Source organism: Nocardia sp. NPDC004582, assembly GCF_053602115.1.
Window position 1 is genome coordinate 88665 of the sequence record NZ_JBSGCY010000001.1, and the last position, 26785, is coordinate 115449.

2 protein-coding genes are annotated in these 26785 nt (G+C 70.8%); both read left to right on the forward strand.

Going from position 1 to position 26785, the window contains the following annotated elements; translation table 11 throughout:
* Positions 1-9 precede the first annotated feature (9 nt).
* Positions 10-10848, forward strand: coding sequence for a type I polyketide synthase (locus tag ACWELJ_RS00365; RefSeq protein ID WP_452364008.1), 10839 nt, complete (start codon positions 10-12; stop codon positions 10846-10848).
* Positions 10845-26780, forward strand: a complete 15936-nt coding sequence (locus tag ACWELJ_RS00370; RefSeq protein ID WP_452364009.1) for an SDR family NAD(P)-dependent oxidoreductase — start codon at positions 10845-10847, stop codon at positions 26778-26780. Before ACWELJ_RS00365 ends, ACWELJ_RS00370 begins: the two co-directional genes overlap by 4 nt.
* Positions 26781-26785: the final 5 nt, after the last annotated feature.

Below are 26785 nucleotides of genomic sequence, written 5' to 3' on the forward strand. Positions count from 1 at the left end.
GTTTCACTGATGGCTGACGACGACGAACTGCGCCGGTACCTCAAGAAGACCGCCAAGGAGCTGTACGACACCAAGCAGCGGCTGCGCACGCTCACCGATCGAATGCACGAACCGATCGCCATTGTCGGTATGGCGTGCCGGTACCCGGGCGGCGTGCGATCCCCCGAACAGCTGTGGCAGCTGACCGCGGACGGCGTCGACGCCATCGGCGGCTATCCGGCCGATCGAGGCTGGGACCTCGCGCGACTGTTCGACCCGGACCCCGACGCGGCGGGCGCCATCTATACGCGCGACGGTGGATTCCTCGACGACATCGGTGATTTCGATGCCGCCTTCTTCGGCATCGGCCCCCGCGAGGCGGCGGCGATGGATCCGCAGCAGCGGCTCATGCTGGAGGCTGCCTGGGAGGCCCTCGAGGACGCGGGAATCGACCCGACGTCGCTGCGGGGCAGCGAGACCGGGGTGTTCGCCGGTGTCATCCATCAGCACTACGGCCCGCGCATCGGTTCGGCCGCTATCGGCGCGGAGACCGAAGGCCATGCCTACCTGGGTGTTTCGAACAGCGTCCTGGCGGGACGCATCGCCTACACCTTCGGGTTCACCGGCCCGGCGATCGCGGTCGACACCGCGTGCTCGTCCTCGCTGGTCGCCATCCATCTGGCCTGCCAGGCCTTGCGTTCCGGCGATACGGATGTGGCGCTGGCCGGTGGCGTCACCGTGATGTCGGACCCGTCGCTCCTGATCGCTTTCGCCCGGCAGCGGGCGTTGTCCAGCGACGCCCGATGCAAGGCGTTCGCGGCCGCCGCCGATGGCACCGGTTTCTCCGAGGGACTCGGAATGCTGGTGCTGGAACGACTCTCGGACGCCCAGCGCGCGGGCCACCACGTGCTGGCGGTGATTCGCGGCAGCGCGGTCAACCAGGACGGTGCGAGCAACGGCCTCACCGCGCCGAACGGCCCGTCCCAGGAGCGGGTCATCGCCCAGGCGCTGGCCAATGCCGGACTGGATCCCGCCGACGTCGACGCGGTCGAGGCGCACGGAACCGGCACGATGCTCGGCGACCCGATCGAGGCGCAGGCGCTCATCGGCGTCTACGGCGCGGGCCGCCAGGGTGAGCCGTTGCGGCTGGGCTCGCTGAAATCCAATATCGGCCACACCTCGGCCGCCGCGGGTGTCGGCGGCGTGATCAAGATGGTGCAGGCCATGCGCCACGGTGTGCTGCCGAAGACGCTGCACGTGGACGAGCCCACGCCGCACGTGGATTGGTCCGCCGGTACGGTCCGCCTGCTGCGGGACAGCCACCCGTGGCCGCACGGGGAACGCGTACGCCGGGCAGGTGTGTCCTCCTTCGGCGCCAGCGGCACCAACGCGCACCTCATTCTCGAGGAAGCTCCGGCCCCGGCGGAGGTCGCGGCCGAGGCGGAAATCTTGCCGCGCGACTCGGCCGACACCGTCGCGCTCGTCGTCTCGGCCAAGTCCGAAGCCGCGCTGCGCGCCCAAGCGGATCGACTGCGGCAATGGCTGACCGAGCGCCCCGACGTGGACTTGCGCGAAGTGGCACACGCGGTGGCGGGCTCACGCGCCCTGCTCGATTGGCGCGGCGCGGTTACCGGGCGCGACCACGCCGAAGTGCTGGCCGGTTTGGCGGATCTGGCCGCTGGCGAGCCGAATTCGGTCGCGGAGAAGGCTGATTCCGGCACCACCGCTTTCCTGTTCACCGGTCAGGGTGCGCAACGCGTCGGGATGGGCGCGGGCCTCTACAGCGCGTACCCGGCCTTCGCCACCGCGTTGGACGAGGTATGCGCGGTATTCGATCGGGTACTCGGACGGTCGCTGCGGGAGGTGATGTTCACCGACTCCGAGGGAGTGCTGGACCGCACCGAATGGACTCAGCCCGCGCTGTTCGCCTTCGAAGTGGCACTGTTCCGGCTGCTGGAATCCTTCGGTGTCACACCCGATGTGCTGGTCGGTCACTCGATCGGCGAGCTGGCGGCGGCGCATGTCGCCGGAGTGCTGTCGCTGCCGCACGCCTGCGCGCTGGTGGCGGCTCGCGGCCGCCTGATGGGCGCGCTGCCCGCGGGCGGCGCGATGCTCGCCGTGGCGGTGGACGCGGCGCGTGCCTCCGAGATCATGGCGGCAGTGTCGGATCGGGTCTCGACAGCCGCGGAGAACGGTCCCGCCTCGACGGTCCTGTCCGGCGATGCCGAGGCGATCGAGACCCTCGAGCGCGAACTCGCCGCCCAGGGCATCCGGACCAAGCGGCTACGGGTGAGCCATGCCTTCCATTCGGCGCGCATGGCGCCGATGCTCGACAAGTTCCGCTCGGTCGCACAGAAACTCACGTACCACGCACCCGCTCTGCCGATCGTCTCGACCGTCACCGGAGAGCCGGCCGGTGCTTCCCTGACCGATCCCGAGTACTGGGTGGAGCAAGTCCGCGCCACCGTCCGCTTCGCGCCCGCCATCGACACCCTGCGCGGCGACGGGGTCAGCCGCTTCGTCGAAGTCGGACCCGACGCGGTACTGACCGCCATGACCCGCGAATGCCTGGGCGACAACACCGACCTCGCGGCTGCCCCGGCGACCGTGGCCCTGGCGCGACGATCGTCCGAAGAAGTCGGGCAGTTCGTCGCGGCCGTGGCGCGGATCCAGGTCACCGGCGCGCGCGTCGACTGGCGCTCGACCTTCGCCGGGCGCGGCACGGCTCCTATCGCCCTGCCCACGTATGCTTTTCAACGTCGCCGCTACTGGCTGAATCCCGACCACGCCGCGGCCGCGGATCTGTCGGACCATCCGATCCTCACCGGCGTACTCGGATTGGCCGGTTCGGACGAGTGGCTCTTCACCGGCCGGCTATCGGCGGCGACCCATCCGTGGATCGCCGACCACATGTCGTACGGCGTGCTGGTCCTGCCGAGCGCCACGCTGATCGAGTTCCTGCTCGTCGCGGGCGGCCGAATCGGTTGCGAGGCAGTCGAGGAACTCACCCTGCAAGCGCCGATCGTGCCGTCCGACGGCGATGAGATCGAACTGCAGGTTCTGGTGCAGGCCCCCGATGCGACCGGGCATCGACCGTTCGAATTCTATTTCCGCACATCGGCTTCCGACGAATGGATCCACAACGCGACGGGTTCGCTCGCGACGTCGGCCGGGCGCGAACCCGAAGTGCTCTCCCGGCTGCGGGCGGAATCGTGGCCGCCCGCCGACGCCCAACACCTCGACAGTGCCGGTCTCCCCGCGCAGATCGCCGCGGACGCGGGACTCGAATACGGTCCGGCGTTCCTCGGGGTCCAGCAGGTGTGGCAGCGCGATGACGCCGTCTTCTCCGAGATCGCCCTGAACTCGGACCTCAGCGCCACCGCGGCAGCGCCTTCGGGACGCCACACCCTGCATCCCGCGCTGCTCGACATGGTGATGCACGCCGCCTTCTCCCGGCTGATCTGGCGTGACGGCAACCCCGATCCGAACATCGGCAAACTGCTCTTCCGCTGGGCCGGCGCTCGGTTCCACCATGCGCCGACCGCGGGCACCCGGCCCGCCGAGGTGTCCGCACTGCGGGTCATCGCGGTCGCCCAGGGGCCGGAAGCCGTGGCGGTCGCGGCCGTCGATCCGGAGGGCAATCCCGTTGTCTCGGTGGACGCCGTGGTGATGCGGCCGTACGACGTCAAGGAATTCCGCGGTGCGCTGTCGGCCGACGACGCCGCGCTGTTCGAGGTGCGCTGGGAGGAGGATCCGAACCCGAGCGCCGCGGTCGCCGGGTCGGCGCCCACCCTCGTTCTGCTCACCGATGCGGAATCAACCGGCACGGCAACAGATTTCGATACGCGATACTCATCGGTCGCCGATCTCGCCGCCGCCGATCTTCCTCGAGCAGTGGTGTGGCGTGCCGCTTCATCCTCAACCGCACAGGATTCCGGCGAACCACACGCGATCCGCGCACGGGTGCACTCGACCTTGGCCCTGCTGCGCTCGTGGCTCGCGCAGCAACGATTGACCGACACCCGGCTGGTAGTGGTGACTTCGGGTGGGGCCGGCCTCCCGGGGGAAACCCTCGATCCGGAGGCGGCCGCGGTATGGGGACTACTGCGCAGCGCGCAGTCGGAGCATCCCGGTCGATTCGTCCTGATCGACGAGCATCCCGCCGCACCTGCGTCGACTCCCGATCGGATCGCCGCCGCGCTGGCCACGGGCGCACCACAGGTCGCGGTGCGTGACACTCGCGTGCTGGTTCCCCGGCTCCGACGTGCGGCCGAGACTTACAGTGCCGCAACCGAACCCGTGGACCGCACAGCGGCGTTCGACGGAGCGACGGTACTGATCACCGGCGGCACCGGCGGTCTCGGTTCGCTGTTCGCTCGGCACCTGGTCGCCGAATACGGTGTGCACGATCTGGTTCTGACCTCACGCGGTGGCCCGGATGCCGCGGGCGCCACCGACCTGGTAGCGGAATTGGCCCGGCTGGGGGCGCACGCCCGGGTAGTCGCGTGCGATGTCGCCGATCGCGACGCGGTGCGCGCCCTGCTCGACGACATCGGCTCCGGCGACACTCCGATCGCGGTGGTGCACACCGCCGGCGTGCTCGAGGACGGAACCGTCTCCGCACTGACCGACGCACAGATCGACCGCGTCCTCGCGCCGAAGGTCGACGGCGCCTGGCATCTGGACGAACTGACCCGGGGCAGGGAGGTCCGGGCATTCGTGGTGTTCTCCTCGATCGCGGCCGTCCTCGGCACCTCGGGCCAGGCGAACTACGCCGCGGCCAATGCCGCGCTGGACGCCCTGGCCCAGCGCCGCCGCGACGCCGGTCTCGCGGCGACCTCGCTGGCGTGGGGTCCGTGGAATCAGTCCAGCGGTATGACCGGCGGGCTGGACCGTGGTGCGCTGGCGCGCTGGGAACGGCTGGGGCTGAGCCCACTCGCCGACGCCGACGGTGTGCGCCTCTTCGACGAGGCACTCGGGCACGGCTCGGCGCGACTGGCGCCGATCCGGTTCGATGCCGCCGCCCTGCGCACCGGTGACGAGTCCGAGGTGCCCGAGGTCCTGCGCGGATTCCTCCCCCGCCGGGCGCGGGCCGCCACCCCGACCGCGGTCGCGGCGGCCGGCACGCTCGGTGCTCAGCTGGCCGAAATACCCGCGGCACGGCGCGGCGATGTGGTGCTGGAGGCCGTGCTGTCCGCGGCCGCGGCGGTACTGGGTCACGACTCCGCGGCCGACATCCGGCCGGATCAGCGTTTCGACGAGATCGGTTTCGATTCGCTCGGCGGCGTGGAGTTCCGCAACCGGCTGGGCAAGGCCACCGGTCTGCAACTGCCGTCGACGCTGGTGTTCGATCATCCGACCCCGGCGGCGGTGGCGAAGCTGGTGCTGTCCCGCATCGAACCGACGGCGGGCGAACCCGTCAAGAAGGCGGTGCGCCGGGTTCGAGCCGACGAACCGATCGCCATCGTCGGCATGGCGTGCCGGTTTCCCGGCGGCGTCGAATCACCCGACGAGCTCTGGGATCTCGTGTCCGCCGGGATCGACGCGACCGGCGACTTCCCCACCGACCGGGGATGGGATCTGGAGCGACTGTTCGACGCGAATCCGGACAAGCCCGGGACCGTCTACTCGCGGCGCGCCGGATTCCTCGACGGGGCGGGTGATTTCGATCCGGGATTCTTCGGGATCGGTCCCCGGGAGGCGTCCGCGATGGACCCGCAGCAGCGCCTGCTCCTCGAAACGTCCTGGGAGGCGCTCGAAGACGCCGGAATCGACCCCCACTCGTTGCGGGGCAGCGATACCGGGGTGTTCGTCGGCGCGGGCGCATCCGGTTACGTCGACCTGGTGGGCGGTGAGCTGGAGGGCTATCGGCTCACCGGCACCACGAGCAGCGTGATGTCGGGGCGGGTGGCCTACGCGCTGGGGTTGGAGGGTCCGGCGTTCACCGTGGACACCGCCTGCTCCTCCTCGCTGGTCGCGCTGCACCTGGCCGCTCAGGCGCTGCGCAATGGGGAGAGCTCCCTCGTGCTGGCCAGCGGCGTGACGGTCGCGGCCAGCCCGTATCTGTCCGTCGATTTCGCACGGCAGCGCGGACTGTCCCCGGACGGCCGGTGCAAGGCGTTCTCCGCGGCGGCCGACGGCGTCGCCTTCTCCGAGGGCGCCGGGGTGCTGGTGCTCGAGCGGCTCTCCGACGCGAAACGCCTGGGGCACACCATTCTCGCCCTCGTGCGTGGCACCGCGATCAACTCCGATGGGGCGAGCAATGGCCTGACCGCGCCGAACGGTCCGTCCCAGGAACGCGTGATCACCGCGGCGCTGGCGAACGCTGGGCTGTCGCCGTCGGACATCGACGCGGTCGAAGCGCACGGCACCGGCACCACGCTGGGTGATCCGATCGAGGCGCAGGCGCTGATGGCGGTCTACGGGCGCGATCGCGCGCGGAACCCGCTGCGGATCGGCTCGCTCAAGTCGAATATCGGCCACACCGTCGCCGCCGCGGGTGTCGGCGGCGTCATCAAGATGGTGCAGGCGCTGCGGCACGAAACCCTGCCCAAGACACTGCATGTCGACGAACCCAGCCCGCACGTGGACTGGTCCGCCGCCGACGTCGCGCTGCTCACCGAGGCGCACCCGTGGCCGGCCGGTGACCGGCCGCGTCGCGCCGGGGTGTCGTCGTTCGGTGTCAGCGGCACCAACGCGCACGCCATCATCGAAGAGGCACCCGCGCCCGCCCTTTCGGCGGAATCCGGCGGCCACCCACTCGGTACGGTGCCCTGGCTGGTGTCGGCCAAGAACGACACCGCGCTTCGGGCGCAGGCGGCGAAGCTCCAGCGGTGGCTGATCGACCACCCCGGCACCGATCCGGCGCGGGTCGCGCACGCGCTCGCCACCACCCGCGCCCAGCACGAGGTGCGGGCGGCGGTGCTGGGCGCCGATCGTGGCGAACTGCTCGCCGGACTGGCGCACTTGGCTGCCGGGACCGCGACCGCCGGAGTGGCTTCCGGCACCGTGGGCGCCGGGAAAACCGCGTTCCTCTGCACCGGCCAGGGCGCGCAACGGGCCGGGATGGGCGCGGAACTCGCCGCGGCCTTCCCGGTATTCGCCGCGGCGCTCGACGAGGTGTGCGCGCGGTTCGATCCGCTGCTCGAAAGTTCGCTGCGGCGAGTGATGTTCACCGGAGAGCTGATCGATCGCACCCGCTTCACCCAGCCCGCGCTGTTCGCGTTCGAGGTGGCGCTGTATCGGCTGCTGGAGTCCTTCGGCGTGACACCCGATGTCCTGGTGGGCCATTCGATCGGCGAGCTGACCGCGGCGTACCTGGCCGGCGTCTGGTCGCTGGCGGATGCCTGCGCGCTGGTCGCGGCCCGCGGCCGCCTGATGGAGGCACTGCCCGAGGGCGGTGCGATGCTCGCGGTCGCCGCACCCGAGGCCGAGGTCGCCGCCGCGATCGCCGAATACCGTGATCGGATCTCGATCGCGGCGGTGAACGCGCCTGCCGCCGTGGTCGTCTCCGGTGACGCCGACGCCGTCGACGCCCTCGACCGGCTGTTCACCGAACGGGGCCACCGGACGAACCGGCTGCGGGTGTCGCACGCCTTCCATTCGCACCTGATGGAGCCCATGCTGGGCGAGTTCGAGACCGTCGCCGCCGCGGCCACCTTCCACGCCCCACGGATTCCTCTGGTATCCAATGTCTCCGGCGAGATCGCCGGTGACGAGATCCTGAAACCGGACTACTGGGTGGCGCAGGTGCGCGCCGCGGTGCGTTACGCGCCCGGCGTGCAGACGCTGGTGGCCTCGGGCGTGCGCCGCTTCCTCGAGATCGGGCCGGACGCCGTCCTGGCGGCGATGACCCGGCAGAGCCTGCCCGCCGATATCGAGTCGCGCGCGGTGGTCGCGGCGGCGGCCCGCCGGGACCACGACGAGGTCGAGCAGTTCGTGACGATGCTCGCCCAGGCGCACACCGCGGGTGTGATCGTCGACTGGACGCCGTTGTTCGGCGACCGCCCGTCGCCACGAATCGCCCTGCCCACCTATGCCTTCCAACACCAGCGCTATTGGCTCGAACCGGGCCTCGCGCAGCGGCGGTCCGACGCCGCCGAGCACCCCCTGCTCACCGATGTGGTGCGGGTGGCCGATCGGGACGAGTGGATGTTCACGGGTCGATTCTCGCTGCGCACGCACCCGTGGATCACCGACCACACCACCTACGGTGTGGTGGTCGTCCCCAGCGCCGCGCTCATGGAGATGCTGCTGGTCGCCGGACGGCGCATCGACTGCGAGGTCGTCGACGAACTCATCCTCGAGCGGCCGATCCTGCCGCCCGCGGACGGCGAGGTCGAACTCCAAGTGCTGGTGCGGGAACCGGATACCGCGGGACGCCGGTCCTTCACATTCCACTATCGCCTCCCCGACGGCGAGTGGGCGCGCAATGCCAGCGGCGTACTGAGTGGGCGCGAGCTGATCGACCTCGGCCTGATGGAGATGCTGCGCAGTACGCCATGGCCGCCGGTCGGCGCCGAACCCGTTGATACCGAGTGGATTCCGGAGCATGCGACGCGGGTCGCCGGGCTGGCGTACGGTCCTTCGTTCCGCGGCATCGACGCCGCCTGGCACGGCGGTGACACGTCGTTCTCCCAGATCACCCTGAACCCGGAGGTGCCCGGCGACGGGTTCCAGCTGCATCCGGGCCTGTTCGACATGGTGATGCACGCCGGGCTCGTCAGTTTGATCTGGTCGGATCTCGACAGCAACCCCGCCGAGGGCAAACTCCTGTTCCGCTGGGGTGCGACGCAATTCCACACGGCATCCCCGGTCACCTCGATGCGCGTGATGGCCGTACGGCGCAACAGCGAGGCGATCGCCGTGGTGGCGGTGGACCAGGACGGCAACCCGGTGGTGTCCATCGACGAAGTCGTCATGCGTTCCTACGACCTCGACCAGTTCCGCGCCACGCTGTCGGGCGGAGGCGCGGGCCGGTACGGGTTACGGTGGGCGCCGGTCGAAATACCGGACACTCCCGCCCCGATCGGGAGCGCGGCCGTGCTCGGAGCGGCGGTCGTGACCGGCATCGAGGAGCGGTATCCGGATCTGGCGGCGCTGGCCGCCGCCCCGGCCGTTCCGGACGTCGTGGTCTGGTCCGAAGCCGCCGGACTACCGGGCGCGTCGCAACAGTCCGCGCGTGCTCGTGTCCATGCCGCATGGGATCTGGTCCGGGGCTGGCTGGCCGACGCACGGTTCGGACGGTCGCGGTTGGTTGTCGTGACCGAGGGCGCGGCGACCGTGCCCGATTCCGGTCCGGATCCCGCGGCGGCCGCCGTCTCGGGGCTGATCCGCAGCGCTCAGGCCGAGTATCCGGATCGAATCGCGCTGCTCGACGTGGATAGATCCGTTGGTACGCACCAACTTTCGGCCGACGCGATCCGAGCCGCCATCGCGACCGGCGAGCCACAGGTGGCGGTGCGGGGCGGCAGCGTCCTGGCGCCCCGGCTGGAGCCGGTGACGTCTGCTGCGGGTGAACCGATTTCCTTCGGCACCGGGACCGTGCTGATCACGGGCGGCACCGGCGGATTGGGGGCGCTGCTGGCCCGGCACCTGGTCACCGCGCACGGTGTCGATCGGCTGCTGCTGGTCTCGCGGCGCGGTGAAGGTGCCGACGGCGCAGCGGAACTCGCGGCGGAGCTCTCCGGATACGGCGCACACGTGCGCATCGCCGCCTGCGATGTCACCGACCGCGACGCCCTGCGGGAACTGCTGGCGGACCTGCCGGACGAGCACCCGCTCACCGGCGTCGTACACGCCGCCGGCGTGCTCGCGGACGGCACCTTCGACGGCCTCACGACCGACCGGATCGACCAGGTGTTCGCTCCGAAGGCCGAGGCGGCGTGGCACCTGCACGAGCTCACCCGGGAGCTGAACCTGTCGGCGTTCGTCATGTTCTCCTCGATCGCGGGCATGATCGGCTCGGCCGGACAGGCGAATTACGTTGCCGCCAACGGCTTCCTGGACGCACTCGCGCTGCGCCGCCGGGCCGACGGGCTGCCGGGGCTCGCCCTGGCCTGGGGTCCGTGGCGACAGGACCTCGGCATGACCGGCACCCTGGATCGCACCGCCATGAGCCGATTGGACCGGCTGGGCCTGGCGCCGCTGGACCACGACGCGGGCCTGCGGCTGTTCGACGCATCGCTGACCACGGCGGAGCCGGTGCCGGCGCTGCTGCATCTCGACACCGACAAGCTGCGCGTCGAAGCACACACCGGGTCGGTTCCGGCGGTGCTGCGCGGATTCGTGCGCGCGGGCGGCCGGACGGCGGCGAGGGTGAGTGACGGACCCTCGCTCGGGGAGCGGCTGCACGGGGTGGCGGAAGCCAAGCGGCACGGCGTCGTCCTCGACCTGGTGCGCGAACACGCGGCCACGGTGCTGGGTTACGAGTCGCTCGACGACATCGGTCCCGATCGCGGCTTCGACGAACTCGGCTTCGATTCCCTCGGCGGCGTGGAGTTCCGCAACCGGCTGTCGAGGGTGGCGGGGCTGTCGCTGCCTTCGACCTTGGTTTTCGACTACCCCACCGCGCGAGAGCTGGCGGGCTATCTGCTCGAGCAGGCGCTGGCGGAGGCACCCGCACCGGCGGCCGCACCCACGCCGTCGGCGGCGGTGCCGCCCGAGGTCGCGCAGCTCGAGGCCATGGTCGAGCGGATCATCGCCGACAGCGGCAATTCCGACGAGACCATCGCGGCCTTGCGTGGCATCACCGACCGTCTGCACGCCCATTTGGGTGACGCGTGGTCCGACAGTGTCTACGACGACCTCGAATCCCATTCCGACGATGAACTGTTTGATCTGATCGACGAGGAGTTCGGCCCAGCATGACCAATCCGAGCAGCAGCAACGAGGAACGCCTCAGCCGGTATCTGCGCAAGGTCACCGGGGATCTGCGCACCGCCAACAAGCGCATCCAGCAGCTGGAGGAGCAGGCCGGGGAACCGCTCGCGATCGTCGGCATGAGCTGCCGGTACCCGGGCGGCGTCGACACTCCGGACCGGCTGTGGGACTTGGTGGCCTCCGGCACCGACGCGATCGGCCCGTTCCCCACCGACCGCGGCTGGGATCTCGAGCGGCTGTTCGACACCGACCCGGACGTGCCCGGGACCGTGTACGCCCGGGAGGGCGGATTCCTCGACGCGGCGGGCGATTTCGATGCCGGATTCTTCGGCCTCGGACCGCGCACGGCGGAGGCGATGGATCCGCAGCAGCGGCTGTTCCTCGAAGCGTCCTGGGAGGCTTTGGAGAACGCCGGCATCGATCCGGTGTCGCTGCGCGACAGCGACACCGGTGTCTACGCGGGCGTGATCCACTTCGACTACGGCCGCCGGGTCGGCGCGCCTGGTCACAGCGCCGAATCCGAAGGCAATGCCCACCCGGGTGTTTCGGCCAGCATCCTGTCCGGGCGGGTGTCGTTCAGCCTCGGTTTCAAGGGTCCGGCGCTGTCGGTGGACACCGCGTGCTCGTCGTCGCTGGTCGCCCTGCATCTCGCGGGCCAGGCGCTGCGCCGGGGCGAGATATCGCTGGCCCTGGTCGGCGGTGTCACCGTGATGTCGGATCCCGCCCAGCTCATCAGCTTCGCCCGGCAGCGCGCGCTGTCCCCGGACGGCCGGTGCCGGGCGTTCGGCGCGGGGGCCAACGGGACCGGATTCTCCGATGGTCTCGGCATGCTCGTGGTCGAGCGGCTGTCGGACGCGCGCCGCAATGGCCACCCCGTTCTCGCGCTGGTGCGCGGCACCGCGGTGAACCAGGACGGGACCAGCAGCCGGCTGACCGCACCGAACGGCCCGTCCCAGGAGAAGGTGATCGCGCAGGCGCTCGCCGATGCCGGTCTGACGCCCGCCGATATCGACGCGGTCGAGGCGCACGGCACCGGTACCCAGCTCGGCGACCCGATCGAGGCGCGGGCGTTGATCGCCACCTACGGTCGCGATCGCGTCGGCGAGCCGTTGCGGATCGGATCGCTCAAATCGAACATCGGACACACCTCCGCCGCGGCCGGCGTCGGTGGCGTGATCAAGATGGTGCAGGCGATGCGGCACGAAACACTGCCCGCGACACTGCATGTCGATACCCCGACATCACATGTGGACTGGTCCGGGGGCACTGTTCGGCTGCTGGCCGAGGCCGAGCCGTGGGCCGCGGGCGAGCGGGTGCGGCGGGCCGGTGTGTCGTCCTTCGGCGCCAGCGGCACCAATGCGCACGTGATCCTGGAAGAGGCGCCCGCCCCGGTGGAGCCCACGGCCGATTCGGCGAATGAGGCCGGTGCGGGGGCTGTTTCCGGGATCGCCCCGGTTGTCTCCGAGATCGCCCCTGTTGTCTCCGAGATCGCCGCGCTGCCGCTCTCCGCGAAGACCGAGGACGGGGTGCGCGCGCAGGCGGCCAAACTGCTGGAGTGGGTGCGCGAACGTCCCGACCTGACGGTCGGCGATATCGCCTATTCACTGGTCACCGGCCGCGCCCGATTGGAGTGGCGGGCCGCGGTGGTGGCCGGCGACCGCGAGGCCATGCTCGCCGGACTGGCCGAGCTCGCGGAGCACGGATCGGCGAGCGATGTCGTCACGGGCCGAGCCGTGACGCGCAAGACCGCCTTCCTGTGCACCGGACAGGGCGCCCAGCGCGTCGGCATGGGTCGCGAACTGTACGAGGCGTTTCCGGTGTTCGCGGCCGCGCTGGACGAGATCTGCGCGCGGTTCGACCCGCTGCTGGGCACGTCGCTGCGGCAGCTGATGTTCACCGGCCGGGCGGTCGGCGACGGTCCCGAGGATGCGGAGGCGCTGCATCGGACCGAGTTCACCCAGCCCGCGCTGTTCGCCTACGAAGTCGCGCTCTACCGGCTCCTCGAATCCTTCGGCGTGACGCCGGACGCGCTGATCGGGCATTCGATCGGTGAGCTGGCCGCCGCGCACCTCGCCGGTCTGTGGTCGCTGCCGGACGCGTGCCGCCTGGTCGCGGCACGCGGAAGGCTCATGGGGCGGCTGCCGGCCGGGGGCGCGATGCTCGCGATCGCCGCGAGCGAGGGCGAGGTCGCCCCGCTGCTCGCCGACGAGGCCCGGCGGCTGGCGATCGCCGCCGTGAATTCGCCGGTGGCCGTGGTTGTCTCGGGCGACGAGGAGGCGGTGACGACGATCGCGCAGCGGTGCGCCGAGCGCGGCCGGCAGACCTCGCGGCTGCGGGTGTCGCATGCTTTCCATTCCCACCGAATGGACCCGATGCTGGCCGAATTCGCCGCCGTCGCAGGGGCATTGACTTACAGCCGACCGAGCATTCCACTGGTTTCGAACCTTTCCGGCGGGATTGCCGGTGACGAGGTGCTCGACCCCGCCTACTGGGTCCGGCAGGTACGCGAGGCCGTCCGGTTCGCGCACGGCGTGGATACCCTGGTGGCGTCGGGCATCCGCCGATTCCTCGAGATCGGCCCCGATGCGGTACTGACCGCGATGACCAGGCAGTGTCTGCCGGAGAAGGTCGAAGCACAGGCGGCGGTGATGGCCGGAGCCCGCCGTGGGCGGGCCGAGGTCGAGCAGTTCGTGACCTGCCTCGCGCAGGCGCACGCCGTCGGCACCGATGTCACCTGGACGGCGCTGTTCACCGGACGGCCGGTCGCGCGAGTCCCGTTGCCCACCTATGCGTTCCAGCGTCGCCGCTACTGGATCGACCCGGTCGGCGGCAATGCCGGGGTCGAAGCCGCGGGTTTGGGTGCGGTCCAGCATCCGCTGCTGGGCGCGGTGCTCTCGGCGCCGGAGTCGGGCGCGGTCCTGGTGACCGGGCGGCTGTCGCTCACGGCCCAGCCGTGGCTCGCCGATCATGTGATCGGCGGCGCGGCGCTGTTGCCGGGAACCGGTTTCGCGGAGCTGGTCCTGCGGGCCGGAATCGAGGTCGGCTGCCCGGTGATCGAGGAGCTCACCTTGCAGGCTCCGCTGCTGCTGCCCGCGGCGGGCGGTGTGCAGATCCAGGTCGTCGTCGGCGGGCACGAGCAGGGGCGGCGACCGGTCGCCGTCTACTCCCGTGGGGAACACGACCACGACGACGAGTGGGTGTTGCATGCGCGAGGCGCGCTGACCGTCGCCGACGGTGCGGCCGAGCCCGCGAACGAGGCGTGGCCACCCACAGCCGCGACCGAAATCGAGGTCGCCGCGGCGTACTCGAGCTTGTTCGCCCGTGGCTACGAGTACGGTCCGGCCTTTCAGGGTGTGCGGGCGCTGTGGCGGCGCGGCGATGAGGTGTTCGCCGAGATCGCCGCCGACGCGGACACCGGAGTGCGGGTCGAAGGTTTCGGAATCCATCCGGCGCTGCTGGACGCCGCCTTGCACGCCGGGTACCTGGCGAGTGCGTCCGAAGGCGATGCGGGACAACACGAGTCGCCGTTCACGGTCACGGCCGGACAGGTCGCGCTGCCGTTCGCGTGGGACTCGGTGCGACTGCACGCCGCGGAAGCCGCCGTGCTGCGGGTGCGCCTGACCCCGAGCGGATCATCGGTGTCGGTGCGGGTGGCCGACGAATACGGGCAGCCGGTCCTGTCGGGATCGGTCGCGGCACGGCCGATGCCGCTCGAGCGGCTCGTCGCGTCCGCGTCGGGCGGCGTGGCCGACCCCGTCCTCGCACTCGTATGGTCACCGGCCGCGACCGCGCAACCCGCGATCGACACCGAGGTTCCGCGCTGGGACGGGCTGGATGACGCGGCACACATGCCTCCGGTGGTGCTCGTCGAAGCCGGTTCCGGGTGGCACGCCACCGACGCCACCGGTGTCGTGGCCGCCACCCATGACGAAATCGCGCGGATCCTCGCGATATTGCAGGAATGGCCGGCTACGGAACGGTTCGCGGCGAGCACGCTGCTGATCGCCACCCGCGGCGCGATCGCCCTGCCCGAAGAGGAGCTCACCGACCTCCCCGGCGCGGCGGTGTGGGGTTTGGTGCGCGCCGCGCAGGCCGAGGAGCCGGGCCGAATCATCTTGGTGGACAGCGACACCGGCATCGACGCGCACACCGCGTCCGCCATCGCGGCGGTGGGCGAACCGCAGGTGGTGGTGCGCGGCGGCATCATCCATACCGCTCGCCTGGTGCGGCCCGCATATGAACGCGCGGACAGCGGTGACGAGGTCGCCGCGTTCGGCGCGGGGACCGTGTTGATCACCGGCGGCACCGGCGGTCTGGGCGCGGTGATGGCCCGGCACGTGGTGGTCGAACATGGCGTGCGGTCGTTGCTGCTGGCCAGCCGCAGCGGCCCGCAGGCCGAGGGAGCGGCGGCCCTGCGCGCCGAACTGGAGCAGCTCGGCGCCCGGGTGGCGGTCGTGGCCTGTGATGTCGCGGACGCCGCGGCGGTCGCCGAGCTGATCGCCGAGGTGCCGGCGGAGTGGCCCCTGACCGGTGTCATCCATGCCGCGGGTGTGCTCGACGACGGGACCATCGCGTCCTTGACCCCGCAGCGGATGAATGCCGTGCTGGCGCCGAAGGCCGACGCCGCCTGGTATCTGCACGAAGCGACCGCAGACTCGAATCTGGCCGCGTTCGTGGTGTTCTCGTCGGTCTCGGGCACCCTCGGTGGCCCCGGGCAGGGCAATTACGCGGCCGCGAACACCTTCCTCGACGCGCTGGTGGCCCACCGCCGGGCCCGTGGGCTCCCCGGTCAATCGCTGGCCTGGGGTCCGTGGGCCCGCTCGCGCGGCATGACCGCGCACCTCCAGGAGTCCGACGTGGCTCGGATGAGCCGGGGCGGATTCACCGCGCTCACCGACGAGCAGGCGCTGCGCGGCTGGGCCGCGGCACTGCGACGGAACGCGCCGCACACGGTGATCGCGACCCTCGACACCGCCGCGCTGCGCGATCGAGCCGAAACCGGGCTGCTGCCCGCCGTGCTCCGGGACCTGGCCCCGGCCGCCCGCCGGCGCGCGGTGACATCGTCGCCGGTTTCCGGTCTACAGCAACGGCTTTCGGGCCTGGACCTCGAACGGCAGCGCCAGCTGGTCTTCGATACCCTGCGCACCCAGATCGCGGCCGTGCGCGGCGACGACGGCGTGTCCGCGATCGAGCCCGGTCGCACGTTCCAGGACCTGGGTTTCGACTCCCTGAGCGCCGTCGAGCTGCGCAACCGTCTCAAAACCGCCACCGGACTGTCGCTTCCCGCCGCCGTCATCTTCGACTACCCCACACCACAGGCGCTCGCCGAGCACCTGGCCGACAAGCTGACCGGCACCGCGCTGGACACCGCGGTCACCGCGAAAGTCGTCGCCGACGAGCCGATCGCGATCGTCGGCATGGCGTGCCGGTACCCGGGTGGCGTCACTTCGCCCGAAGACCTGTGGTCATTGGTCTTCGACGGCGTCGACGCGACCTCGGAGTTCCCCGGTAATCGCGGCTGGGATACCGAGCGGATCTACGATCCCACCGGCGAGCGGCCGAACACCACCTACACCCGTGCGGGTGGATTCCTGCACTCCGCGGGCGAATTCGATCCGGCGTTCTTCGGGATCAGCCCCAATGAAGCAGCGACGATGGATCCGCAGCAGTTCCTGCTGTTGGAGACCTCGTGGGAGGCCCTCGAACGGGCCGGCATCGATCCGGCCGCGCTGCGGGGCAGTGCCACCGGAGTATTCGCGGGCATGATGTATCACGACTACCCGGCCAACGCGAACTCGGGATCCATTGCCTCCGGCAGGGTTTCGTATGTCCTCGGGTTGGAAGGGCCGTCGGTCACCGTGGACACGGCCTGCTCGTCATCGCTGGTGGCCATGCACCTGGCCGGGCAGTCCCTGCGGTCGGGCGAGTCCGATCTGGCCCTGGCGGGCGGTGTGGCCGTGATGGCGACACCGGAGGTCTTCGTCGAGTTCAGTCGCCAGCGCGGGTTGGCCCCGGACGGGCGGAGCAAGTCGTTCGCCGACGCCGCCGATGGTGTGGCGTGGTCCGAGGGCGCCGGTGTGCTGGTGCTGGAGCGGTTGTCCGACGCCCGGCGCAACGGGCACGAAGTCCTTGCTGTGATCGCCGGTTCCGCGGTGAATCAGGATGGCGCGTCGAATGGTTTGACCGCGCCGAACGGTCCCTCGCAGCGGCGGGTGATCCGGCAGGCGCTCGCGAATGCGAGGATCGCGCCGGGCGACGTCGACGTGGTGGAGGCGCACGGCACCGGCACCACGCTGGGTGATCCGATCGAGGCCCAAGCACTGCTGGACACCTACGGTCAGGAGCGCGCCGCGGACCGGCCATTGTGGCTGGGGTCGTTGAAATCCAATATCGGGCACGCGCAGGCCGCGGCGGGTGTGGGCGGCGTCATCAAGATGGTGATGGCGATGCGGCACGGGGTACTGCCGCGGACGCTGCATGTGGATCGGCCGTCGAGCAAGGTGGATTGGTCCGCGGGGCGGGTCGAATTGCTGACCGAGCCGGTGGCGTGGCCGGACGTGGATCGGCCGCGGCGCGCCGGGGTGTCGTCCTTCGGTATCAGCGGCACCAATGCGCACGTCGTCATCGAACAGGCTGCGGCGGAACCGGCTCGGACCCCTGGCCGCGTCGAGGCCGTTCCGGTGGGCGAAGCCGATCCGGTAGCCGGGGTGCTGCCGTGGGTGGTCTCGGCACGAAGCGGTGCGGCGCTCGCCGGTCAGGCCGGACGGCTGGTCTCGGCTGTGGTCGAGCACGATCGGGATCCGGCGGATGTCGGTTTCTCGCTGGCCTCCACACGCGGCGTCTTCGAGCATCGGGCTGTCGTCTTCGGGGACGACCGAGGCGCTCTGCTGTCGGGGACGCGGGCGCTCGCCGAGGGCGCGCAGTCCGCGGGTGTGGTGTCCGGTCGCGTGGTTCCGGGTTCGACCGGGCTGGTGTTCTCCGGTCAGGGTGCGCAGTGGGCCGGGATGGCGAGCGCGTTGCGTCGGGCGTATCCGGTGTTCGCCGAGCGTTTCGATGCCATCGTCGCCGAGATCGATCCGCTGCTGGGGCAGCCGGAGTCGCTGAGTGTCGCGCTGGCGTCCGAGGACCTCGTCGATCGGACGGTGTACGCGCAGGCCGGTTTGTTCGCCTTCGAGGTCGCGCTCTACCGATTGCTCGAATCGTGGGGCGTGCGGCCCGATATGGTCGCGGGCCACTCGATCGGTGAGGTGGCCGCCGCACATGTGGCGGGGGTGCTGTCGCTGACCGACGCGTGTGTGCTGGTGGCCGCGCGCGGCCGGTTGATGCAGGACCTGCCCGGCGGCGGCGCGATGGTCGCCGTCGGTGCGTCGCGGGCCGAGGTGGCGCCCCTGCTGACCGCAGGGGTCGCGATCGCGGCGGTGAACGGACCGTCGTCGGTGGTGCTGTCCGGAATCGAGCACGAGGTTCTCGCCGTGGTCGAGACGTGCGCCGACCGTGGTTGGCGCACCCATCGTCTGCGGGTCTCGCACGCCTTCCACTCGGCGCTGATGCAGCCCATGCTGGCCGAATTCGCCTCGGCGATCGAGGGTTTGACCTTCACCGAGCCGACGATTCCGCTGGTGTCGACCGTGACCGGCGCGATCGTGACCGGCGAGATGAGCGATCCGCGGTACTGGGTGGGTCAGGTCCGCGATACCGTGCGATTCGCCGATGCCGTTGCCGCGATGCTGGATTCAGGTGTGTCGAGGTTCGCCGAGATCGGTCCCGACGCGGTACTGACCCCGATGGTCGCGCAGATCGCGGAGGGCGCGGTGGTGCTGGCACGGCGAGACCGCGCCGACGCCGCCACCCTGCTGACCGGGGTGGCCGGATTGTTCGTGTCCGGCGCCGAGGTGGACTGGGCCGGGTTCTATGCCGGTACCTCCGCGCGGCGAATCGACCTGCCCACCTATGCCTTCCAGCGCGAGAGGTATTGGCTCGATGCCCGGAAGCTGCTCGCGCAGTCGTGGATGGGTACCGAGCTGGGCGGCGTGACCGACGCCGGGCTCGAGACGGTGGACCATCCGCTGCTGGGCGCTGTGGTGCCGCATCCGGATTCGGGTCAGGTGAGCTTCACCGGCCGGTGGTCGCTGGACTCGGTGGAATGGCTGGCCGACCACAGCGTGCACGGCACGGTGCTGCTGCCGGGTACCGGATTCGTCGAGCTGGCCGCCCACGTCGGTGGCCTGCTGGGCTGTGACGTCGTCGAGGAACTCGTCCTGCACACCCCGCTGACCCTGCCCGCCGAGGGCAGCGTCGCGGTGCAGGTCGTGGTGGCCGACGCGGACGACGCCGGTCGTCGACGGCTGCGCGTGCATTCGCGGCAGGCGGGCGAGGGTCCGTGGCTGCTGCACGCCGAGGGTGCCCTCACCCCGAACACTGGATCTCAGGACGTGGCCGCCGATTTCGACCTGGTCACCTGGCCTCCGGTCGGCGCGCAGCCCCTGGATGTCGACGGCGCGTATGACGATCTGCTCGCACTCGGATACGGGTACGGTCCGTTCTTCCAGGGCCTGCGGGCGGCGTGGCGACGCGGCGAGGAATTGTTCGCCGAGGTCGCGCTGCCGGATCCCCAGGACGCCGACGGTTTCGGGATCCATCCCGCGCTGTTCGACGCGGCCCTGCACGCCGGGATCCTGCACGGCCGCAAGGCCGGTGAGGCGGTCTTGCCGTTCGCATGGAACCGGGTGGTACTGCACTCGCCCGGCGCCGCCACCGTGCGGGTGCGCAGTGTTCCCGTGGGCGATGACTTCGCCGTGCGGATCGCCGATGAGCAGGGCCGGCCCGTCGTGTCGGTGGGCGCGTTGGCATCTCGGCCGGTGCCGGTCGAACGCCTGAACGCCGGCCGGACGCCGGACGCCTTGTTCACCGTGGAATGGGTCGCGGCGCAGCGATCGTCGGAGACCATCGACCCGGACAGCATCGCGATTCTCGGTGCCGGGCGCGGCGATACCGGTTCGCTGCGCCGGTACCGCGACCTCGCGGCCTTGATCACCGATCTGGACGAGGCCACGAATCCGGTCGTTCCCGATCTCGTGCTGCTCGAATGCCCGCGCCACGACGGCTCGCCGACGGACGCGGCACGGCAGGTGCTGCGCGGTGTGCTCGACACGGTTCAGCGGTGGATCACCGAAACCCGATTCGCCACTTCACGTTTGGTGGTGCTCACCGAACACGCCGTGACCGTGGACGGTTCCGAGCAGGTCGGCCTGGACCAAGCGCCGGTATGGGGTCTGCTGCGTGCCGCGCAGGCCGAACATCCGGGTCGATTCCAGCTACTGGATGTGGAGCAGGGCGGCGGCGCGGTCGCCGCGGACACCTTGGCGGCCATGGCCGGGGAACCCGAGGCCGCGTTGCGCGGATCGACCGTGCTCGTACCGCGGTTGACCCGCCGGATACCGGGCACAGATGCCGCGCCGGTCGCGCCCGGCACGGTGCTGGTGACCGGCGGCACCGGCGGCCTCGGTGCGGTGATCGCCCGCCATCTGGTGACCGAATACGGTGTGCGCCACCTTCTTTTGACGTCCCGGCGCGGCTTGGACGCCCCCGGCGCCGCCGCAGTGCGTGACGAACTGGCCGAGCTCGGCGCCGAGGTCACCGTGGCGGCGTGCGACGTGTCGGATCGGTCGGCGCTGACGGCTCTGCTGGCGGGTATCCCCGCGGAGCATCCGCTGGTGGGCGTGGTGCACGCGGCCGGAATCGCCGATAACGGTGTGATCGAATCGATGTCGGCGGATCGCATCGACGCCGTGTTCCGCCCCAAGGTGGATGCCGCGTGGCATCTGCACGAGCTCACGCGCGACAAGTCGCTGTCGTTGTTCGTGCTGTTGTCCTCCGCGGGCGGGCTGGTGCTGGCCGCGGGTCAGGCGAATTACGCCGCGGCGAACGTCTTCCTGGACGCCCTCGCCGTGCATCGGCACGCCCGGGGATTGCCCGCGACCGCCCTCGACTACGGCATGTGGGAGCGGTCGAGCGGGCTCGGTGCGGAGCTGTCCGAGGACGACTTCGATCGGATGCGCAGGCAGGGCTTCCCCCCGCTGTCCGAGCCCGAGGGGCTGGCGCTGTTCGACGCGGCGGTGGCCGCGAAGAGTCCGCAGACGGTGGCGTTGCGGATCGATCCGGCGGTGCTGCGCACCCGGGGCGAGCAGCTTCCGCCGCTGGTGCGGGGACTGGTCCCGGCACCGGCGCGCCGGGTCGACCGGACCCCGGCCGGTCAGGCGCTACTGCGACGGCTGGCGGGCCGCTCGGACGCCGATCGGGACAGTGCGCTGGTCGATTTCGTCCGCACCGTGGCGGCCGGGATCCTCGGCCATGCCTCCAGCGAGGCTGTCGCACCGCAGCAGGCCTTCCAGCAGCTCGGGTTCGACTCGTTGAGCGCCATCGAGTTCCGCAACCAGCTCAACACCGCGACCGGGCTGCAGCTCCCGGCCACGCTGATCTTCGACTACCCGACCCCGCGGGCCGTGGCCGACTTCATCGGTGCGCAGCTCACCGGCACCGCCGCCGTCGAGGAGCGCGCGGTGAGCCGGGTCCGCGCCGATGACGAGCCGATCGCCGTGGTGGCGATGGCCTGCCGCTATCCGGGCGGGGTCGCCTCGCCGGAAGACCTGTGGCGACTGGTCGTCGAGGGCGGCGACACCACCGGGGCCATGCCGGTGGATCGCGGCTGGGACCTCGAGGGCATCTACGATCCCGAACCCGGCAAGGCGGGTAAGACCTACACGCGCAGCGGTGGATTCCTGTACTCCGCGGCGGAATTCGATGCCGACTTCTTCGGGATCAGCCCGAACGAGGCCACGATGATGGACCCCCAGCAGCGATTGCTGCTGGAGGTCTCCTGGGAGGCCTTCGAACGCGCCGGTCTGGATCCGGCGGCGCTGCGGGGCAGCTCGACCGGCGTGTTCACCGGTCTGATGTATCACGACTACGCCCAGGCCACCGGTACCGGCAGCGGCGCCGCGGGCAGTCTGGTCTCGGGCCGGGTGTCGTATGTATTCGGCCTGGAGGGGCCGTCGGTCACCGTGGATACGGCGTGTTCGTCATCGCTGGTGGCCATGCACCTGGCCGGGCAGTCGCTGCGCTCGGGCGAGTGCGATCTGGCCCTGGCGGGTGGCGCCGCGGTCATGGGGACGCCGGATATGTTCCTCGAGTTCGGCCGCCAGCGCGGATTGTCGCCGGACGGGCGCTGTAAGTCGTTCTCCGACAAGGCCGATGGGGTGGGCTGGGCCGAAGGCGTCGGCGTCCTGGTGCTGGAGCGATTGTCCGATGCCCGCCGCAATGGGCACGACATCCTCGCGGTCATCGCCGGTTCGGCGGTGAACCAGGATGGCGCGTCGAATGGGCTGGCCGCACCGAACGGTCCGTCGCAGCGGCGGGTGATCCGCCAGGCCCTGGCCAATGCCGGTCTCACGCCCCTCGACGTCGACGCGGTGGAGGCGCACGGCACCGGAACGACACTGGGCGATCCGATCGAGGCCCAAGCGCTGCTCGCCACCTACGGGCAGGAGCGCGCGACGGACCGTCCGCTGTGGCTGGGGTCGCTGAAGTCGAATATCGGGCACGCGCAGGCCGCGGCGGGTGTGGGTGGTGTGATCAAGATGGTGATGGCGATGCGGCACGGGCTGCTGCCCCGATCGCTGCACGCGGAGCACCCCAGCACCAAGGTCGATTGGACCGAGGGCCATGTGCGGTTGCTGACCGAGGCGGTGCCGTGGCCGGAGGTCGGCCGGGCGCGGCGTGCGGGCGTGTCGTCGTTCGGCATCAGCGGTACCAATGCGCACGTCATCATCGAGCAGGCCCCGCTGCCCGAACCTGCGGTGGCACAGCCCCCGGCGCGAGCGATTCCGGCAGGAGCACCGCTGCCGTGGGTGCTCTCGGCGCGAAGTGGCGCGGCACTGGCCGGCCAGGCGGCCCGGCTGTCCGCGCAGCTGGATGTTGCGACAGCGCCGGAGGCAGACCACGGATCGCCTGTGGCAGCGCATGATCCGATCGATATCGGCTTCTCGCTGGCATCGACGCGCAGCGTGTTCACCCATCGGGCCGTCGTGCTGGCCGACGGCCGGGCGGACCTGATCGCGGGCGTGCACGCGGTGGCCTCGGGCACGGACGCACCCGGCGTGGTGTCGGGTCGCGCGGTGGCGGGCTCGACCGCGGTGGTGTTCTCGGGGCAGGGCGCGCAGTGGGCCGGGATGGCGACCGAGTTGCGCAAGGCGTATCCAGTGTTCGCCGACCATTTCGACGCGATCGTGGACGAGCTGAATCCCTTGCTGGCACAGCAGGTTCCGCTGGATGCGGCGTTGACGTCCGACGAGCTCGTCGACCGGACGGTGTTCGCGCAGGCGGGGTTGTTCGCGTTCGAGGTGGCTTTGTTCCGGCTGCTCGAATCCTGGGGTCTGCGTGCCGATATGGTGGCCGGTCACTCCATCGGCGAGGTCGCCGCGGCACATGTGGCCGGAGTGTTGTCGCTGCCCGACGCGTGTGTGCTGGTGGCCGCGCGCGGCCGGTTGATGCAAGCCCTGCCCGCCGGTGGGGCGATGGTCGCGATCGGCGCCGCCGAAAGCGATGTGCTGCCGTTGCTGCCGGGCGAGGTGTCGGTGGCGGCGGTGAACGGTCCGTCGTCGGTTGTGATCGCCGGTGCCGAGGACGCGGTCGTGGCCGTTGCCGAGGTGTGCGCTGAGAAAGGTTGGCGGACCGCACGTTTGCGGGTTTCGCATGCGTTCCATTCGGCGTTGATGGAACCGATGCTGGCCGAATTCACCACGGCGATCGAGGATGTGACGTTCGAGCGGCCGACTATCGCCTTGGTGTCGACGGTGACCGGTGCGCGGATCGGCGACGGGATGTGTGATCCGTCGTACTGGGCCGGTCAGGTTCGGCAGACGGTGCGGTTCGCGGATGCCGTTGCCGCGATGGCGGATTCGGGTGCGTCCAGGTTCGCCGAGATCGGCCCCGACGCGGTATTGACCCCGATGATCGTCCAGACCCTCGACGGCGGGCACCCGGCCGCCACGGTGGTGCCGATGGCGCGCCGCGGCAAAGCCGACGCCGTGTCGGTGTCGAACGGTGCGGCCGGTTTGTTCGTCTCCGGCGCCGACCTCGACTGGGCCGCGTGGTACGACGGCACCGGAGCCCGGCGGATCCCCCTGCCCACCTACGCCTTCCAGCGTCACCGGTATTGGGTGCCCGAGGGATCCACCGGCAAGGGTGATGCCCGATCGATGGGCCTGGCCACCACCGGACATCCGCTGGTTCCCACGGAGATCACACAACCGGACACCGGCGGTGTGATCCTGACCGGCCGCCTGTCGGTCCAGACGCAGCCCTGGCTGGCCGATCACGGCGTGCTCGGCACGGTGCTGTTCCCGGGAGCAGGTCTGGTCGAACTCGCCCTGCGGGCGGGCAGCCGGCTGGGCCTCTCGACACTGGCGGACTTCGTCCTGCACGCGCCGCTGGTGCTGCCGGAGACGGGTGGGGTCGCGGTGCGCGGTGTCGTCGGCGCCGCGGACGAGACGGGTCAGCGCACGGTGCGGATCTATTCCTGCGCCGACAGCGAGAGCGACCCGGCAGCGTCATGGACGCCGCATGCCGAGGGCGCGCTCACCGCCGGTGACGCGGCCGAGGTCGCCGATCTCACCGCGTGGCCGCCGATCGGAGCACAGCCGCTGCCGGTCGGCGGTGTCTATGACGGACTCCGCGCCGACGGGTACGAGTACGGACCCACCTTCCAGGGTCTGCGGGCGGCATGGCAGCGCGGCGACGAAGTGTTCGCCGAGGTCGCGCTGCCCGACCCACGGGACGCCGCGGAATACGGACTCCATCCCGCACTGCTCGACTCTGCGCTGCATGCCCTGCTCATCGGCGGCTCGGGACGCACCGGCGAGGCCGGACCGGCGTTGCCGTTCGAATGGTCCGGGGTCACCGTGCACGCGACGGGAGCCGACGCCTTGCGCGTGCGCGCGACCCGCATCGGCGACCGCACTGTGCGAGTGGATCTCGCGGATCCGACCGGCGCTCCGGTGGCGACGGTGCGCCGACTGGCCGCCCGGCCGATCGATACCGCACAGCTCGCGGCAGGTACAGCCAAGGTCGACAATGCGCTGTACCAGGTCGAATGGACGCCGCTGTCGGTGTCCGACAGCGAGGTACGCACCGTGTCGTGGGCGGATCTCGGTGCCGAGGTCCCGGCCGCGGTGGTCCTGGATGTCCCGGCGGGGAATGATCCCGACGCCGTTCGCGCCGCGACTCACGCTGTGCTGCACGTGCTTCAGAACTGGATCACCGACGGCCGATCCGCCCAGGCGGCGTTGGTGATTCGAACCAGCGGCGCGGTGTCCGTTGCCGGGGAGGATATTACGAATCTCGCCGGCGCCGCCGTGGCCGGCCTGGTTCGCTCGGCCCAGGCGGAGAGTGCGGGTCGAATCGTCTTGGTCGACACCGATTCCGACGTCGCCAGGCCGTTGGGCGGGATTCTGGCCTCCGGGGAACCGCAGGTGGCCGTGCGCGGCGGGCAAGTGCACGGCGCGCGACTCGCCCGAGCGACGACCACATCGGCCCCGAGCATCGCTTTCGGCCCGGACGAGACCGTGCTCATCACCGGCGCCAGTGGCTTCCTGGGCGGATTGTTCGCCCGGCACCTGGTGACCACCCGCGGTGCCCGGCACCTGCTGCTGCTGAGCCGGCGTGGCGAATCGGCGCCCGGCGCCGCCGAACTGGCGGCCGAACTACGCGGCGGCGGCGCCGACCTCGACTTCGTCGCCTGCGACGTCACCGATCGTGCCGCGCTCGCCGAGGTACTGTCCGCCATCCCCGCGAGCCGTCCGCTCACCGGCGTGTTCCACACCGCCGGTGTGCTCGACGATGGCGCCATCGCCTCGCTGACCCCGGATCGGATGGATGCGGTGCTGCGACCCAAGGTCGATGCGGCCCTGCACCTGCACGAGCTGACCGCCGAGCTACCGCTGAAGGCGTTCGTGCTGTTCAGCTCGGCGGCCGGAGCGCTCGGCAATCCGGGGCAGGGCAACTATGCCGCGGCCAATGCCTGCCTGGACGCGGTGGCGACGCACCGCCGGGCATCCGGGCGCGCCGGGCAGTCCCTCGCGTGGGGGCTGTGGAGCGGCGACGGCGGCATGGGCGACGAGCTCGGTGACGTCGACCGGCGGCGCATGGCCCGTTCGGGAATGCTGCCGCTGTCGGCGGAGCAGGGTCTGGCGCTGTTCGACGCCGCCGCCGAAATCGCCGCGGCGGCACCGGTTCTCGCCAGACTCAACCGGGAGGGACTCCGCGCAGCGGGGTTCGCGACGGCCCTGCTGTCCGGGCTCGTCCCCGCTCGCCCGGTATCGGCCGCCCCGGCCGCACTGCGCGCCCGGCTGGTCGACACACCCGAGGGCGAACGCCTCGGTGTGCTCATCGACCTGGTTCGAGACCAGGTGGCCGCGGTCCTGGGGCATTCGAACGCGAAGGCCATCGCGGCCGACCGGGCGTTCAACGAGCTGGGCTTCGATTCGATCACCGCTATCGAATTCCGCAACGCCCTCGAGGCCGCTACCGGCCTGTCCTTGCCCGCGACGCTGGTCTTCGACTACCCGTCACCGGAGGCGCTGGCCGGATACCTGGCCGAAGAATTCACCGACGACCACCAACCCGACGCGTCGGCGGATGCGTCCGAGGACGAGATTCGCAGTGCGCTCCAAACGATTTCGCTGAGCCAGCTCCGCGACTCCGGATTGCTGGAGGCGCTCATGCGACTCGCTCACGGGCAGGAACGCCCCGGCGAGACAGCTGAGCACGGCGCGGACGCGTCCGCAGAGCGCAGCGCGGACGAGTCCATCGACGAACTCGATCTCGACGACTTGATCAATCTGGCCTACCACTCCGAGGACTGACAGCG